The organism is Nonomuraea sp. PA05 (genome assembly GCF_008086045.1).
GTDB classification, from domain to species: Bacteria; Actinomycetota; Actinomycetes; order Streptosporangiales; family Streptosporangiaceae; genus Nonomuraea; species Nonomuraea monospora.
In genome coordinates this window covers 310,620-326,247 of record NZ_VSEY01000009.1, presented here as the reverse complement: position 1 = coordinate 326,247, position 15,628 = coordinate 310,620, and the positions used below count along the sequence as shown (strand labels likewise).

Genomic DNA, 15,628 nt, shown 5'->3' with positions numbered 1-15,628 from the left:
GCCGACCAGGAACCGGTCCGGCACGTTGCCCGCGCTCAGCCCGAACGCCACCGACAAGGCGTCACGCTGCGGACCCGGCAGCCGATCGAGGTGGCCCATCAGCGGCAGGCACAACTGGTGCAACCCGGCGAACGCCAGCTCCATCTCCGACTCCACCCCGGCCGCCCGCAAGACCCGGCAGCCGGACGCCTTCGCCACCAGGTACTCCACCAGCGCGGACTTGCCGACCCCCGCCTCGCCGCGCAGGATCAGCACCCGGCTCTGACCCGCCCTGGCGCCCGCGAGCACCTGATCGAGTGCCTGACACTCGTCGCGTCTGCCGTGCAACCCCTGTCGTGGAGTGCTGCTCGTCATTCACCACCACCGCGCAGGTCCAAGGGGGCCAAACCTGGCCAATTCGGGCGGAGCCTCATTATGCATCACGGCGTCCCGGCCCGAGCGGCTCCTCACCAGGCCACGTGGAGGGACGTCAGCCCGTACACGATGCTGGAGGAACGGAACCCGGGCGGCGGCGCGACCTCGCGCAGCCCGGGGAAGCCGGCGAACAGGGCGCCGAAGGCGATCCGCAGCTCCATCCGCGCCAGCGGCGCGCCCAGGCAGTGGTGCACGCCGTGACCGAACGCCACGTGACCCAGGTCGCCGTGTCCGGTGCCGCGCCGGCCGCTGTCGGGTCGGGCGCTGTCGGGTCGGGCGGGGTCGGGCCGGGCGGGGTCGGGTCGGGCGATGTCGAGCCGGTCGGGGTCGGGGACGAGCGCCGGGTCGCGGTTGGCGGAGGGCAGCGCGCAGGCCACCGACGCGTTGGCGGGGATGCGCACCCCCGACAGCTCCACCTCCGTGGTGGTGGTCCGCAACGTGCCCGAGTGCACGACGGTGAGCCAGCGCAGCAGCTCCTCCACCGCCGCGCCGATCCGCTCCGGCTCCCGTCTCAGCAGGTGGAGCTGGGCGGGGTGGCGCAGCAGGGCCAGGGCGCCGATGCCGAGCATGTTCGAGGTGGTCTCGTGCCCGCCCAGCAGCAACTGGCTGCCGAAGCCGACCAGGTCGGCGGTCGTCGCGTCGCCGCCGTGCTCCCTGACGAGCGTGCCCAGCAGGTCGTCTCCCGGGTCGGCCTGGGCGCGCGCGACCAGTTCGGCCATGTAGGCGCGCATCTCCATCCGGGCCGCGGTCCGCTCCTCCAGGGGCAGCGACATGTCGAGCAGCGTCGTCGTACACCGCTGGAAGGCCGCGCGGTCCCCGCGCGGCACGCCGAGCAGCTCGCAGATCACCAGGGCCGGGATCGGCAGCGCGAACGCGCTGACCAGGTCCGCCGGCGGGCCCGCCGCCCGCATCGCGGCGAGATGCCCGGTCACGATGTCCCTGACGCGCGGCTCCAGGCGGCGCATGCGGCGGGCGGTGAACTCCGGCGTCAGCATGCGGCGCAGGCGGGTGTGCTCGGGCGGGTCGAACAGCAGCAGCGTGCCCGCCCGCATGGACTCGATCTGCTCGCGGGTCATCTCCGGCGCGCTCGGGAAACGCGGCTGCCTGGCGTTGCTGAAGCGGGCCGGGTCGCTGAGGACCTCCTTGACGTCGGCGAGCCTGGTGACCACCCAGACGTCCGTGCCGTAGGGGGTGCTCACCCGGCGGACGCCCTCCTGGTCGCGGACGGCCGTCAGCTCGGGGGAGGGGTCGAAGAGGGAGCGGCGCATGTACAGGGGGAGGGGCGCGGGGTCGCTCATGTCGTCTCCTGGCGAGGGCTGCGCTGATCGCCACCACCGCCACCGTAACCGCCACGCCGCGCTCAGGGGAGGCCGATGATGTCCCCGCCTCGGCCTCAGGCGTCGCCGTCCCGCTCGCGCCGCGCACGTTCCCTGGCGCGGGCCAGCGCCACCTCCCGCGCCAAGGCCTCCCGCGCCGCCTCGATCTCCTCCTCGCCCGGCGGCCCGGCCGCCGGCTCGGGCTCCGTCGCCCACCGCACCCGCTCCAGGTCCTCGACGGCCTCCTCGTCGGCGCGCTTCCCCCGCCAGCTCGCGTCCGGCCGCCACTCGCGCCGCCGCCGCGCGGCCTCCTGCTCGCGCTCCCGCATCGCCCGCGCCGCCCGCCTGGACGACAGCGCCAGCCACTGCCGGGCCAGCGCCGCCCACTGCTCAGCATCCGTCACGGACTCCACCCTGCCCTCGGGGCGGGAGGTTCACCAGGGAATCTGAAGGGCCCAGAGCTGGCCGGACTGGAAGCAGGTGTACCAGGGCCACAGGCCGTTGTTCCGGCCCTGCTGGCCGACGCTGTTGCAGCTCTCGGCGCTGGGGTAGTAGCCGTAGATGCTGACGGGCGCGGCGGAGGCCGGGGCCGTGGCGCCGGCGAGTGCGGCGGCGAGACCTAGACCGGCGACCGTGAGGCGGAAGACTGCTCTGCTCATAACGCTCCTCACCTGCGGATTCAGTTGTAACTGTTAGTTAATTTTACTAATAGAAGGCGGAGTTTCAAGACGCGGGGCCGCCCAGGCGGTGTGGACGTGGTCGAGCCCGTCACCACGGCCCCGTGCGGCGCCCCGTCCCTGCCCGGCCATGGCTCCAGCGACAAGCCGGACCGTCCCGGCCGAGGCGTCGAACGCATCGCCGCCGAACGGGCCGCCCACCGACATCCTGCACTGGAACGAACCGGTCACTTCGCCGCGTTCGAGCAGCCCGGCCTGTTCGCCGAGGAGCCGCGGACCTTCTCCCGCATGGCCCGCTGACCGAGTGTTTACATTTATCCGGATTGCATTTATGAACAGATGGGGCGAGCGCCAGGTCCGGGAGGCCATCATGCCGAAACTCTCGCGCAGCGACTGGTACGACCTGTCGCGCGACACCAATTGGACCTTCCGCTACGTCACCGAGGAAGCCGCATTCCCCGAGGAGTTGTCCGGCTCCCACCGCATCCCCAGCGACGGCTGGGAACGATGGGACGAGCCCTACAAGATCAGTTATCGGGAATACGTGCACAACCAGGTGACCAAGGACACCACGACTTACTCACTCAAGAACGCCGTCGGCCGTTCGAAGCTGTTCGACCAGCTCGACCCCGGCTGGAAATCCGTGATTCTGGCCCATTACGGCGCCATCACCATGCCCGAATTCCTGGCCTCGATCGGGGAGGCGCGCATGGCCCGGTTCGGCCGGGCCGCCGCCTGGCGCAACACCGCGACCTTCGGCGCGCTGGACGAGATGCGGCACGGCCAGATCCAGGCGTTCTTCCCCTACGGCCTGCTGGACAAGGAGCCGCGCGCCGACTGGGCGCTCAAGGCGTTCCACACCGACAACTGGGTGGTGCTCGCCGTACGGCACCTGTTCGACGACATGTTCCTGGCCAACGACGCGGTCTCCATGGCGCTGCAGCTCACTTTCACCTTCGAGACGGGTTTCACGAACCTGCAGTTCCTCGGCATGGCGGCCGACGCCATGGACGTGGGCGACCTGGAGTTCGGCGCGCTCATCTCCAGCATCCAGACCGATGAGGCCCGCCATTCGCAGCAGGGCGAGCCGACCATCAAGATATTGCTGGAGAACGGGCACAAGAAATGGGGCCAATTCCTGATCGACCATATGTTCTGGCGGTCGTGGCGGGCCTTCGCCGTGCTCACCGGCCTGTCGATGGACTACTACACGCCGCTGGAAAGCCGGCGGATGTCGTTCAAGGAATTCATCGAGGACTGGGTGATCAAACAGTTCGCGGAGCAGTTCCACGATTTCGGCCTGGACCGCCCCTGGTACTGGGAGGAGTTCATCCGCGAGCTCTCCTGGTACCACCACGCCATTCATCTGGGCGTGTGGACCTACCGGCCCACCGTGTGGTGGAACCCGGACGCGGGGGCGTCGGCCGCCGAGCGCGCGTGGCTGGAGGAGAAGTATCCGGGGTGGAACGACACCTTCGGCCGGAACTGGGACGTCATCCAGGACAACCTGCGCAAGGGAGACGTCGCGGCGACCTTCCCCGAGACGCTGCCGCTCATGTGCAACCTCTGCCAGATCCCCATCGTCCGGCCCGCCGGCGTCACGGCCGGGGCCCTCGACTCGCCCGCGCCGCTGCGGCACACGTACGAGGGCCGGACCTACCAGTTCTGCTCGGAACCGTGCAAGTGGATCTTCACGTCCCGGCCTGAGCGGTTCGCCGGGCACAAGTCGCTCGTCGACCGCCTGCTCACCGGCGACATCACCCCGCCCGACCTGGGCGGCGTGCTGCGCTACATGGGGCTGTCCGAGGCCGAGCAGGGCCGCGACGCCACCGACTACGACTGGGCCCGCCGGTAACCGCAAGAGGAGAACCCATGGCGCCGCTGCCGCTGTCCGCGAGCTTCCGAGGCGACATCGCGGTGCTGCTCGTCCTGGTGGACGACCAGGACACCGCCGAGGTCGTCGGCCAGAAGATCGCCGTCCACGTCGCCGGCCGCCGGGTGGCGGCGGCCCCCGGCCCCGTCCGCGTACGGCACGAAGGCAGGGTCCTGCCCGCCGGCCAGCGCGTCGGCGAGGCGGGCGTGAGCCCGATGGACTACGTGGAAGCGTTCTACGATGAGCGCTGACCCGCGCTGGCTGCCCGCCGCCACGCTGGACGAGCTGTGGGAGGGCGACCTCGCCGAGGTCGAGGTGGGCGGCGACGCCGTGCTGCTGGCGCACCTGCCGGGCGGCGAGCTGCGGGCCTACCAGGCGCTCTGCCCCCACTTGGAGTTCCCGCTGGTCTCCGGCGACCTCGACGGCCGGGTGCTCACCTGCGCGGCGCACGGCTGGGAGTTCGACCTCGGCACGGGCCGGGGGCTCAACCCGGACACGTGCCGGCTGTACGCCTTCCCCGTGCGGGTGCGGGGGGAGCGGATCGACGTCGCGGTGCCGGCCGACGGCCTGCGTCACCACAACCGTTGCCGCGGCTAGCCGCGCGACCAGTGAGGAGCCCGCTCGTGGCAGAGGACCAGAGGCGGCTGGTGGGGCCGGTGGTGCGGGGCTTCGACCCGGACGTGGTGGACGCGCTGCTGACCGCGATCGAGCACGACAACCCCGGCAAGGAACTGCTGGTGGAGGACCACGGCGGCTACGTCCGCATCCACGCGCCGCTGCGGCTGCGGGTCACCCGCGCCAGCCTGGAGCAGGCCACCGGCCGCGCCTTCCCGCTGTCCGGCCTCGAACCGGCCATGGCGAGCTTCGCCGGCCGGATGCGCTACGAGGGCGACGACGAGCTCATCTGGTACCTGACCAGGGAGGACTGACCATGGCAACGGCAGGCGACCCTCGCCGGCGGCGCACCTGGAGCCTGTTCGACGGCGAGCGCCGCAGGCCCGACGAGTACGACATCGTCACCCGGGGCTTCCATTACCACTACGGTCGCCGGCCGGCGCCCTTCGACCTCGACCCGCGCAGCGCGATCAACCAGTGGTACCTGCGCTACCGGGAGGGCTCGCTGCTGCAGGCGCCCGACTGGGAGGGCTTCCGCGACCCCGGCCGCCTCAACTACCGGCGCTACGTCGCGCTCCAGAACGACCGCGAGATCTACGCCGAAGGCGTCGTGGACAGCTTCGAGGCCGACGACCACGACGCGCGGCTCGACCCCGCCTGGGTCGCGGTGCTCGGCCGCGCGTACCTGCCGGCCCGCTTCGCCCTGCACGTCCTGCAGATCACCAGCATGTACGTCGCCCAGCTCGGCCCCGGCGCGGCCATCACCAACGCGGCCCTGTTCCAGGGCGCCGACGAACTGCGCGCCCTGCAGTGGATCGCCTACCGGGCCAAGTCGCTGTCGCTCACCCACGGGGCCGGGCTCGCCGACAGCGGCGCGACGCGCGCCGTCTGGGAGGACGACCCCGCGTGGCAACCCGCCCGCGAGGCCCTGGAGCTGCTGCTGCTCGCCTACGACTGGGGCGAGGCGTTCGTCGCACTCAACCTCGTCGTCAAGCCCGCCTTCGACGCGCTGTTCAAGGAGTCCTTCGCCGACCTGGCCGACGCCCACGGCGACGGCCTGACCGCGCGGCTGCTGAAGGACTCCGGCGCCGACACCGCCCGCAGCCAGGCGTGGAGCACGGCCCTGACCCGCTACGCGCTCGCCGCCCGTCCGGACAACCTCAAGGCCGTCACCGACTGGCAGCACACCTGGACGCCGCGCGCCACCGCGGCGGTCGAAGGGCTGGCCGCCGTGTTCGCCACGGCCCCGCGCCCCGCGGACCCCCGCGAGGTGGCGGCGGCCGTCACCACCTCCACCGAGCGGCTCAGCGGGGCGATCCTGAGCTGAGGCGCACGGCCGGCCTTCGTATGCGGCGGGATGACGGCGGCCGGCGCCTCGGCGCGGGCGGCGACGACATCATCCCCACCCGCCCGCGACACCGCGCCCCCGGCCTCAGCGGCGGGCGCGGCTCCACATGACCAGCCCGGCGACGAACGAGCCGAGCAGGAGCGGCGACAGCACCACGAGGGCGCCCCACACGAACATGCCGATGTAGCCGAGCGCGGACGAGCCATACGCCGGGTCGGCGTCGGCGGCCGCGAACAGCCCCAGTCCGAGGACGACGCCGGTCACCGTGAGCGCGATCGGCGTCCACAGCAGCACGTGCGCCCACACGCGGTACTTACGGCTCTGGACAGGCCGGGCCGGCGGCAGGTTCGGCTGCGGGGGGTAGTTCATGCCGCATTTGTACCAGCCCGGGTAACCCCGTACCGCCAAGACCGGTCCTTGAGCAGTGCTACGGTTGGCTCCCAAATAGGCGATCAAGGGGACAAATGTTCGGCATTGTCCGCCCGTGTCAGCACGTCCTGTGCAAAGGGCTCTACGCGGACTGGATGGGCCACCTGTGCGGGCTCTGCCTGGCGCTGCGCGATGAGCACGGGCACCTGTCCCGGCTCGTCACCAACTACGACGGCCTGCTCGTGTCCGTCCTCACCGACGCCCAGTCGCCCACGCCCGGGTCGCGCCGCCGGGCGGGCCCGTGCGCGCTGCGTGGCTTCAAGGGCGCCGACGTGGTGCAGTCCGAGGGCGTGCGGCTGGCGGCCTCGGTGTCGCTGCTCCTGGCGGCGGGCAAGGTGAAGGACCACGTGGCGGACGGTGACGGCGCCTACGCCCGCCGCCCGGTCGCCGCGGGCGCCACCCGTCTGGCGGGCCGCTGGTCCACGGCCGGCACGGCCATGGCGGGGACGCTCGGGTTCGACCCCACCCCGCTGACGGCGGCGGCCGGCCGTCAGGCGCTGCTGGAACGCGCGACGCCCACCGGCCTGCGGGAGCTGACGGGGCCCACCGAGGACGCCGTGGCCGCCGCGTTCGCGCACACGGGGGTGCTGGCGGGCAAGCCGCACAACCGGGAGCCCCTGGAAGCGGCCGGACGTGGCTTCGGGCGGCTGGCGCACCTGATCGACGCGGTGGAGGACCTGGCCGACGATCGGGCGTCCGGCGCGTACAACCCGCTGGCGGCCACCGGCACCGGCCTGGACGAGGCGCGCCGCCACTGCGACGCCGCGCACGCCGGGCTGCGCGCCGCCGTGGACGAACTGGACCTGCCCCGCCCAGCCCTGACGCGCGCCCTGCTGGTCCGGGAGACCGGCAACGCCATCTCCCGAGCCTTCGCCCTCGCCACCGGAACACCCGGGATCGCCACCGGAACGCACGGCCCCGGCCACGCCCCCGGTCCTGGCTACCCGCCCGGTCCTGGCTACCCGCCCGGTCCAGGGCATCCGCCCGGCGCGCCCGGCGGCCCGGGCGCGCCGCCGGGACGCAAACCGCCGAAGCGGGACCCCGGCGGCCTGCTCTCGCTGGCGTGCGGCGCCCTGAGCTGCTGCACCTGCGGCCTGTACCGTCCCCCCTGGGACGAGGACCGCGAAGGCTCCTGCTGCGAGCGCTTCGACTGCTCCGGCTACGACGGCTGTAGCAATTGCGGCAACTGCTGCAACTGCTGCTCAGGCGAGGGCGGCGGCTGCGGCTGCGACGGCTGCGGCTGCGACTGCAGCTGCTGACCGCCACACGGGCCGGCGGCGTGGGAGCTTCGCGGGTCTTGTGGCCTCAGCGGGCCGTTTAACTCGGCTGACCTGCGGATACGAAGTACTAGGCGATAGCGCCAGCCCGCATGCCGTTACTCAAGGTGATGTTATGACCACGTACCGTCCGGCGTCCTGCCTGGTGCGATGGTTGGTCATGCTCACCGCGTTCTGGCTGGCCGTGGCGTTGTGGTCGCCCGGCGCCCATGCTCTCGCGGCCGAATCGGTTCCGGTGACCTCGTCCGTCCATGTCGGCGAGGATCCCGGCAGCGCCGAGCCCGGCCTGCGCTGCCAGGCGCGCTCACCCGCGAAGCGACCGCGAGCTACGGGAGGCCCGCCACCCGCCGTGCTCGTCGGCGGATCGCCCGCCCACCTCGTCAGGGCGACGCACGGCATGGTCGAAGAGGCTCCGGCGCAAGAGGTCCGGCACACGCGGCGCCTGGTCCGGCTGAGCGTCTGGCGCGTATAGGTCTGCGGTCTCCCCTCGACCGCCAGCCATCCGCGTCAAGCTCCCGGAAGGTGCTTCGCCATGCGCGAAACCGACGTGTTCTCGGAAATCTGGACGTTCATCTGCCAGCACTGCTCACACATCTGGCACGACGAGTACGAAGCCCGCCACTTCGACGACGGCCATGGCGGGGACACCGTCTCCTGGCGTCATCGAGGGCTGCGCAGCATGCCGCCCTGGGCCCACGCGACCTGCGTCAACTGCGAGGCGGCGATGGTCAAGGTGCTGCCCGCGACCCCGCACCGGCCATGAGGATCCAGGGCGCGACGGACCGTCAGTTCGTCAGCGTGAGCGGGTTGACCAGGTCGGCGTAGACCAGCAGGCCCGCCATGACCATCATCGCCAGCGCGGCCGCGTACGTCAGCGGCAGCACCTTGGCGATGTCGACAGGCTTGGGCTTCGGCCGCCGCATGATCCTGGCGTAGGCCCCCTTGAGACCTTCCCAGAGGCCGCCCGCGATGTGGCCGCCGTCCAGCGGCAGCAGCGGGATCAGGTTGAACAGGCCGATGGCCAGGTTGAAGCCGGCCAGCAGGTTGACGAAGGTGGCGATCTTCTCCGTGGCGGACAGGTCGGAGGTCAGGATCTCGCCGCCCAGGCGGCCCGCACCGACCATGCCCACCGGGCCCTCGGGGTCGCGTTCCTCGCCGGAGAAGGCCGCGTGCCAGACACCGGCCATCTTCTCCGGCAGGTTGACGATCGAGCCCGCCACCGTGGCCGTCAGCCCGCCCATGTAGCCGGCCACCTCGCCGACGCTCTGCCGCTCCATCACCTGGGTGGGCCGCACGCCGAGGAAACCGGCGCCCTCGTCGATCTTCCCGGGGTCGTCGAGGCTGGGCCGGTCCTGGGCGATGAGCGTGACGTCGACCGTCATCGGCTCGCCGTCGCGGACGATGCCGAGCCGGGCCGGGCCTGCGCCGTGGGAGCGGATCAGGCGCGTGGCGTCGTCCCAGGAGCGGATCGCGGCGCCGTCGAAGGAGACCAGGCGGTCGCCCGGCTTGAGGCCCGCCCGCGCGGCCGGGGTGGGCCGGTCGCCGGGCTCGCACGTGGCACGCCGCTCGGAGCCGGGGATGACGCACGTCTCGGTCGTGGGCGAGACGATGGGGGCGTCGGCGGGCAGGCCGATGCCGACCAGCAGGATCGCGAAGAAGACGAACGCCAGCACGAAGTTCATCAACGGCCCGCCGGCCATGATGACGACCTTCTTCCACCACTTCTTGCGGTGGAAGACGCGGCTCTCGTCGCCCGGCCGCACCTCTTCCAGCGCGGCCTCGCGGGCGGACTCGATCAGCCCCTGGAAAGGACCTGTCGCCATGCTCCTGACCTTGGCGGGATCCTCCCCGGGGCGCGGCGGCAGCATGCCGATCATGCGGATGTAGCCGCCGAACGGGATCCACTTGACGCCGTACTCCGTCTCGCCCCTGCGCCGTGACCACGCCGTGGGGCCGAAGCCCACCATGTACTGGGTCACCCTGACCCCGAACAGCTTGGCCGGGATCAGGTGGCCCAGCTCGTGCAGCGCGATGGAGAGCAGCAAGCCGAGGAGGAAGAGGACGATCCCCGCGACGTAGAGCCAGTTCATCTGGAGGGCGCTCCTCGGCAGGCGGCGACGACAGACACTCAGGACGGGACGAAAGGTCCAATGTAGTGGAACTCGCCACACCCCAGGGCGGCCCGCGACATCACTGATCGATGGCGTCCTCGACCAGCCGCCAGTCCACGAACTTGAAGTTCGTCACCTCCCGATCCCCGTCCCCGGGCGTGTCGGCCCCGTCATGCACCACCAGCAACCCCTCGGGATAGGAGCGCCCCAGCGGAACACTGGTGACCATCGCCCCGTCGCTCACCTCGGCCCCGTCCACCCGGGCCCCGGCGGCCACGCGGAACTGGCCGACGTAGTCGTTGTCGTCGCGGTCGTAGACGGCGAACGTGTCGTCGCCCTGGCTGGAGGCCAGCAGGTAGCCGTGGTCCCCGTCCTCGTAGACGGTCAGGCCCTCGGCGTCGGCCGCCAGGTGGGAGCCGCCGTAGCCGCGGTCCGGCCCGGGCAGGCACTCCTCGGTGGCCGGGTCGTAGGTGTCCTGACGGCCGTACTCCTTGACCTTGTCCATCAGGACGGGGCGGCCGGTCAGGTCGGCGCGCAGCCGCCAGACGCCGACGTCCTCCTGGGCCGCGTAGAGGGTGCCGCGGTCCACGACCATGCCTTCGACCTGCGGCAATTCTCCCGGCTCGGCGCAGGGCACCCAGGTGGTGCCGTCGGGGAGGGGGAAGGTGGCGGGCAGGTCGAGGGTGCGGACGCGGTGGTAGGTGACCTTGCCGCCGGGGGCGGCGGCGAGCTGCAGCAGGCCGATGGTGGTCTGGTGACGGCGGCTGACGACGACGCGGGTGCCGCTGACGGCCAGCCCGTACGCTGTGCGCGCCTCGTCCACCTCCTCCTGGGTGCTGTTGAAGACGAACGGCACGGAGGGGTCGGTGACGTCCTTGAGCGGCGGCCGTCCGGCTGCGGCGGCGGCCGGGTCGATGGCGTAGACGCGGAGCTGGTCGCGGCCCCGGTCGGAGGCGACGGCGAGGTCGGCCTTGACGCCGGTGGACAGGCGGAAGCCGCGGACGAGGTCCACGTTGTTGAGCCGGCCCGGCTCGTGGCCGTCGCCGGGCGGGAGCTGGGCGGGGATGTGCTGGAGCTGGGCGCCGGACAGGGCGTAGACGTACAGGCCGCCCTCCTTGGCCGTGGCGATGACGATGCTCCTGCCGGGGCGGGTGGGGTGCACCCAGATCGCCGGGTCGTCGCCGTTGGCGTTGCCGCCCGCCTCGTCGTCGTACAGCGGGGGCGTCTCGGCGGCGGCCGTGACGGCGGCGGGCTCGCCGGCCGCCGCCGGGGCGAGGGGGGTGACGAGCAGGAGGACCGTGGAAACCAATGCACGCACAGGCATCTCCTCACGATCATCGACAACCGTGAACGCGGGCTGAACGTACCGCGCATAAGTCAGCATGTCTATACAAACAGATGACATTGAGGTAGAACCAGGGCGAGCCCGTTGGTCTTGGAGGTGTCCTGTGAGACGTACCCCGATCGTGCTGGCCCTGCTGGGCGCGCTTGCCGTCACCGGCTGTTCCTCATCCGGGGCGGGAGGGCAACCGAGTGCCGCCGCCCCGCCCGCATCCTCCGCGGCCCCCCAGGCAGGCGGCGCCGGCTTCTCCGTCATCACCCACGGCGCCGCGGGCGACTCCTTCTGGGACGTGGTCAAGAACGGCGCCGAGGCGGCGGGCAAGCAGTACGGGGTGAAGGTCACCTACCAGGGCGACGGCGACCCGGCCAAGCAGTCGCAGCTCATCGACCAGGCCGTCTCCGAGAAGGTGGACGGCATCGTGGTGTCGATGGCCAACCCCGACGCGCTGAAGGAGGCCATCGGCAAGGCCGTCGCCGCGAAGATCCCCGTCGTGACGATCAACTCCGGGGCCGAGTCCTCGAAGGAGTTCGGCGCGATCACCCACGTCGGCCAGTCCGAGGACGTGGCCGGGCGCGGCGCGGGCGAGCAGCTCAAGGCGGCCGGCGTCACCAAGCTGCTGTGCGTCATCCACGAGGCCGGGAACGTCGGGCTCGACCAGCGCTGCAAGGGCGCCGAGCAGACGCTGGGCGGCACCGTCGAGCGGCTGCAGGTGGACGTGAGCAACCTGGCCGACGTCACCTCCAAGGTCACCGCCAAGCTCCAGTCCGACCAGCAGGTCAACGGCGTGCTGTCGCTCAACCCGGCCATCGCGATCGCCGCCAGGGACGCCATCAAGGACGCGGGCTCGCAGGCGAAGCTGGCCACGTTCGACCTGTCGGCCGACGTGGTGACGGCGATCAACGACGGGGAGATCCTGTTCGCGGTGGACCAGCAGCAGTACCTCCAGGGCTACCTGCCGATCACGTTCCTCAGGCTCTACAACACGAACCTGAACACGGTCGGCGGCGGCCTGGCGGTCAACACCGGGCCCGGGTTCGTGACCAAGGACAACGCCTCCCAGGTGGCCAAGCTGGCGGAGGCGGGCACTCGATGACGGTGCCGGCTCAGGTGGCGGCCGACGAGCGGGTCGCCCACGTCGGGCTGGCCCGCCGCCTGCTCATCCGGCCCGAGCTCGGCGCGGTGGTCGGGCTCGTGGCGGTGTTCGTGTTCTTCGCCGCGCAGTCGCCGGTGTTCCGCTCGCCGGACGGCATCGCCAACTGGCTCGACCCCGCCGCCACGCTCGGCATCATGGCGGTCGCGGTCGCGCTGCTCATGATCGGCGGCGAGTTCGACCTGTCGGCGGGCGTGCTGACGGGGACGAGCGGCCTGATCCTCGTCACGCTGGCCACCAGGTTCGGCTTCAACGTGTGGCTGGCGATGCTGGCAGGTCTCGTCGTGGCGCTGGCCATCGGGTACGCCAACGGGCTCGTCGTCACCCGGACCAGGCTGCCCAGCTTCATCGTGACGCTGGGCACGTTCCTCATGCTGCAGGGCATCAACCTCGGCGTGACCAAGGCCATCACCGGGACGGTGCAGGTCAGCGGGCTGCGGCGGGCGGAGGGGTTCGAGACGGCGAACGCCGTCTTCGCCGGCACGATCGAGATCGGCGGCACGTCGTTCCGGGTGGCGATCCTGTGGTGGATCCTGGTGACCGCGGTGGCCACGTGGGTGCTCATGCGGTCCAGGGCCGGAAACTGGATCTTCGCGGTGGGCGGCAACGAGCACGCGGCCCGCGCGGTGGGCGTGCCCGCCGCCCGTACGAAGATCGCGCTGTTCATGACGACCGCGTTCGCGGCGTGGCTGGTCGGCTCGATCCTGGCGCTGCGCTACACCTCGGTGCAGGCCAACATCGGCATCGGGCAGGAGTTCATCTACATCATCGCCGCCGTCATCGGCGGCTGCCTGCTCACCGGCGGGTACGGCTCCGCCATCGGCGCGGCCATCGGCGCGGTGATCTTCGGCATGGCCGACAAGGGCATCGTGTTCCTCGGCTGGGACGCCGACTGGTTCAAGTTCTTCCTGGGCGGCATGCTGCTGCTCGCGACGCTGGCCAACCGCCTGGTGCGGCGGTACGCCGAGGAGGTGCGGCATTGACCTCGCAGACGATCCTGGAGACCAGGGGGATCGGCAAGACGTTCGGCTCGGTGGTGGCGCTGCGCGACGTGTCGATGGGCGTGGCGGCAGGGCAGGTGATGTGCGTGCTCGGCGACAACGGCGCGGGCAAGTCCACCCTCATCAAGATCCTGTCGGGCGTGCACCGGCACGACGCGGGCGCGTACCTGGTGGACGGGCGGGAGGTGAGCTTCGCCAGCCCCCGCGACGCGCTCGACCGCGGCATCGCCACCGTCTACCAGGACCTGGCGATGATCCCGCTCATGTCGGTCTGGCGGAACTTCTTCCTCGGCTCCGAGCCGCGCAAGGGACTGGCGTTCGACGTGGCCAAGGCCCGGCGGGTGGCCCGAGAGGAGCTGCGCGCCATGGGCATCGACATCCGCGACGTGGACCAGCCGGTCGGCACGCTGTCCGGCGGCGAGCGGCAGTCGGTGGCCATCGCCAGGGCCGTCTACTTCGGCGCCCGCGTCCTGATCCTCGACGAGCCCACCTCGGCGCTCGGCGTCAAGCAGGCGGGCGTCGTGCTGCGCTACATCGCGCGCGCCCGCGACCGGGGGCTCGGCGTCGTCTTCATCACGCACAACCCCCACCACGCCTACCCGGTGGGCGACCGGTTCCTGCTGCTCAACAGGGGCACCAGCATGGGCGAGTACGGCAAGGACGACATCACCGCGCAGGAGCTGACCGCGCTCATGGCGGGCGGGGCGGAGCTGGAGGAGCTGGCGCACGAGCTCAGACGCGAGTGACTTTGGCCGACATTTGACGCGTCATGGTGGTCGGCTGGAGCGGCCGGAAGGCACAAGAGCAGTATGACCACGATGACCAGCAAGACTGTCGTGCTGGAGCCGGCGGCGCAGCAGTTCGCGGACGCCAACGCCAAGCCGCCCTTCATCTACCAGGTCCCGCCCGAGCAGGGCAGGGAGATCCTGGAGAAGCTCCAGTCGGACCCGAACGTGCCCAAGCCGGAGATCGACGAGGAGTGGATCCAGGTCCAGGGCGGCCCGACCGGCGTCATCCCGGTGCGCATCGTCAAGCCCAAGGGCGCCACCGGCACCCTGCCGGTGATCTTCTACATCCACGGCGCCGGCTGGGTGTTCGGCTCCGCGCACACGCACGACCGTCTCGTCCGCGAGCTCGCCGTACGGTGCGGGGCCGCCGTGGTCTTCCCCGAGTACGACCGCGCGCCCGAGGCCAAGTACCCCACCCAGATCGAGCAGAACTACGCCGCCGCCCAGTGGGTGATGCAGCACGGCGACGAGAAGGGCCTCGACGCGTCCAGGATGGCGGTGTGCGGCGACTCGGTCGGCGGCAACATGTCGATCGTGCTGGCCATGATGGCCAAGGAGCGCGGCGACGTGCGGCTGCTCGGGCAGGCGCTGTTCTACCCGGTCACCGACGCGAACTTCGACACCGAGTCGTACAAGCAGTTCGCCACCGGCTACTACCTCAACCGCGACGGCATGAAGTGGTTCTGGGACCAGTACACGACCGACCCCGCCCAGCGGAACGAGCCGCACGCCTCGCCGCTGCGCGCCAAGGACGAGGACCTGCGCGGCCTGCCGCCCGCGCTCGTGCTGAACGGCGAGGCGGACGTGCTGCGCGACGAGGGCGAGGCGTTCGCGGGACGGCTGCGCCAGGCGGGCAACGACGTGACGGCGGTGCGGCTGGCCGGGATGGTGCACGACTTCGCCATGGTCGACCTGCTGCGTGACACGAACGCGAACAAGACGGCCATGGAGCTGGCCACGGGCATGCTGCGGCGGTGGCTCGGGACGGAATCTACTAAGTAAAGGCGTCCGGCGGTGAAACTGTGGCCCGGCAGACCCCCGGGCCCGTTATTACCCCGCCCGCCCAGAACCGGCGGGCCGCTTCTCGCCGAGAAGCGGCCCGCACCGGGTGTCCCGGCGCGCCACGCACGCTCAGGCGCACCGGCGTGCGGTGCGCACGGCTCAGGCGCACCGGCATGTGCCGCGCACGGCTCAGGCGGACCGGTGTGCGCCGGTGCGGCTTGACGCAGGCCAGACGCCGCCGGTGCGTGCGCCCGTGCGGCCCGCACAGGCCGGGGTCCCTGGTCA

At 71.5% G+C, this 15,628-nt stretch carries 20 protein-coding genes; 13 read left to right on the top strand and 7 right to left on the bottom strand.

The window, feature by feature from the left end; translation table 11 throughout:
* The 4 genes from FXF51_RS17255 to FXF51_RS17240 form a co-directional block, all read right to left on the bottom strand.
* The coding region (locus tag FXF51_RS17255; protein ID WP_148435475.1) for an AAA family ATPase at positions 1-354 on the bottom strand (354 nt) is incomplete at its 3' end.
* A 92-nt stretch (positions 355-446) separates the two neighbouring features.
* Positions 447-1,712: a cytochrome P450 gene (locus FXF51_RS17250; RefSeq protein WP_148435474.1), complete on the bottom strand. Its 1,266-nt coding sequence runs from the start codon at positions 1,710-1,712 to the stop codon at positions 447-449.
* A gap of 95 nt (positions 1,713-1,807) precedes the next feature.
* Positions 1,808-2,134 (bottom strand): hypothetical protein, encoded by a 327-nt coding sequence (locus tag FXF51_RS17245; RefSeq protein WP_148435473.1) that lies wholly within the window; start codon positions 2,132-2,134, stop codon positions 1,808-1,810.
* Positions 2,135-2,164: 30 nt separating this feature from the next.
* Entirely contained in the window at positions 2,165-2,389 is a 225-nt protein-coding gene (locus tag FXF51_RS17240) for a hypothetical protein (RefSeq protein ID WP_148435472.1), read from the bottom strand.
* A 96-nt stretch (positions 2,390-2,485) separates the two neighbouring features.
* Between FXF51_RS17240 and FXF51_RS17235 the strand changes: the two genes are divergently transcribed.
* The 6 genes from FXF51_RS17235 (at position 2,486) to FXF51_RS17210 (ending at position 6,222) form a co-directional block, all read left to right on the top strand.
* Positions 2,486-2,707, top strand: a complete 222-nt coding sequence (locus FXF51_RS17235) for a hypothetical protein (protein WP_148435471.1) — start codon at positions 2,486-2,488, stop codon at positions 2,705-2,707.
* Positions 2,708-2,777: 70 nt separating this feature from the next.
* Positions 2,778-4,262, top strand: coding sequence for a YHS domain-containing protein (locus FXF51_RS17230; protein WP_148435470.1), 1,485 nt, complete (start codon positions 2,778-2,780; stop codon positions 4,260-4,262).
* Between the two features lie 17 nt (positions 4,263-4,279).
* Complete coding sequence (locus FXF51_RS17225; RefSeq protein ID WP_148435469.1) at positions 4,280-4,531, top strand: toluene-4-monooxygenase system B family protein; 252 nt, start codon at positions 4,280-4,282, stop codon at positions 4,529-4,531.
* Positions 4,521-4,877, top strand: coding sequence for a Rieske 2Fe-2S domain-containing protein (locus FXF51_RS17220; RefSeq protein WP_148435468.1), 357 nt, complete (start codon positions 4,521-4,523; stop codon positions 4,875-4,877). Before FXF51_RS17225 ends, FXF51_RS17220 begins: the two co-directional genes overlap by 11 nt.
* Positions 4,878-4,903: 26 nt before the next feature.
* A complete protein-coding gene (locus FXF51_RS17215; protein ID WP_148435467.1) occupies positions 4,904-5,209 on the top strand; it encodes an MmoB/DmpM family protein in 306 nt (101 codons plus the stop codon).
* A gap of 2 nt (positions 5,210-5,211) precedes the next feature.
* On the top strand, positions 5,212-6,222 hold the full coding sequence (locus tag FXF51_RS17210) for a toluene hydroxylase (protein ID WP_148435466.1): 1,011 nt from the start codon (positions 5,212-5,214) through the stop codon (positions 6,220-6,222).
* A 105-nt stretch (positions 6,223-6,327) separates the two neighbouring features.
* On the opposite strand, the gene FXF51_RS17205 is transcribed toward FXF51_RS17210, so the two are convergent.
* A complete protein-coding gene (locus tag FXF51_RS17205) occupies positions 6,328-6,612 on the bottom strand; it encodes a hypothetical protein (RefSeq protein WP_148435465.1) in 285 nt (94 codons plus the stop codon).
* A gap of 95 nt (positions 6,613-6,707) precedes the next feature.
* Here FXF51_RS17205 and FXF51_RS17200 point away from each other — a divergent pair, with 95 nt between their 5' ends.
* From FXF51_RS17200 to FXF51_RS17190, 3 genes are all read left to right on the top strand, one after another.
* Positions 6,708-7,931, top strand: a complete 1,224-nt coding sequence (locus tag FXF51_RS17200; protein ID WP_148435464.1) for a DUF5685 family protein — start codon at positions 6,708-6,710, stop codon at positions 7,929-7,931.
* 133 nt (positions 7,932-8,064) lie between these two features.
* Positions 8,065-8,421: a hypothetical protein gene (locus tag FXF51_RS17195; protein ID WP_148435463.1), complete on the top strand. Its 357-nt coding sequence runs from the start codon at positions 8,065-8,067 to the stop codon at positions 8,419-8,421.
* Between the two features lie 60 nt (positions 8,422-8,481).
* Positions 8,482-8,712 carry a hypothetical protein gene (locus tag FXF51_RS17190; protein WP_148435462.1) on the top strand — a complete coding sequence of 77 codons (231 nt, stop codon included), beginning with the start codon at positions 8,482-8,484 and terminating at the stop codon, positions 8,710-8,712.
* 22 nt (positions 8,713-8,734) lie between these two features.
* Here the strand turns inward: FXF51_RS17190 and FXF51_RS17185 are convergent, their stop codons facing one another.
* Positions 8,735-10,039, bottom strand: a complete 1,305-nt coding sequence (locus tag FXF51_RS17185) for a M50 family metallopeptidase (RefSeq protein WP_148435461.1) — start codon at positions 10,037-10,039, stop codon at positions 8,735-8,737.
* Positions 10,040-10,139: 100 nt separating this feature from the next.
* Complete coding sequence (locus tag FXF51_RS17180; protein WP_148435460.1) at positions 10,140-11,384, bottom strand: phytase; 1,245 nt, start codon at positions 11,382-11,384, stop codon at positions 10,140-10,142.
* Positions 11,385-11,508: 124 nt separating this feature from the next.
* Between FXF51_RS17180 and FXF51_RS17175 the strand changes: the two genes are divergently transcribed.
* The 4 genes from FXF51_RS17175 (at position 11,509) to FXF51_RS17160 (ending at position 15,343) form a co-directional block, all read left to right on the top strand.
* A complete protein-coding gene (locus FXF51_RS17175; RefSeq protein ID WP_148435459.1) occupies positions 11,509-12,495 on the top strand; it encodes a sugar ABC transporter substrate-binding protein in 987 nt (328 codons plus the stop codon).
* Positions 12,492-13,535: an ABC transporter permease gene (locus FXF51_RS17170; RefSeq protein WP_148435458.1), complete on the top strand. Its 1,044-nt coding sequence runs from the start codon at positions 12,492-12,494 to the stop codon at positions 13,533-13,535. The genes FXF51_RS17175 and FXF51_RS17170 overlap by 4 nt, the downstream gene beginning before the upstream one ends.
* On the top strand, positions 13,532-14,299 hold the full coding sequence (locus tag FXF51_RS17165; protein ID WP_148435457.1) for an ATP-binding cassette domain-containing protein: 768 nt from the start codon (positions 13,532-13,534) through the stop codon (positions 14,297-14,299). The genes FXF51_RS17170 and FXF51_RS17165 overlap by 4 nt, the downstream gene beginning before the upstream one ends.
* Before the next feature lie 72 nt (positions 14,300-14,371).
* Positions 14,372-15,343 carry an alpha/beta hydrolase gene (locus tag FXF51_RS17160; RefSeq protein ID WP_148435456.1) on the top strand — a complete coding sequence of 324 codons (972 nt, stop codon included), beginning with the start codon at positions 14,372-14,374 and terminating at the stop codon, positions 15,341-15,343.
* The last annotated feature ends 285 nt before the right edge of the window (positions 15,344-15,628 follow it).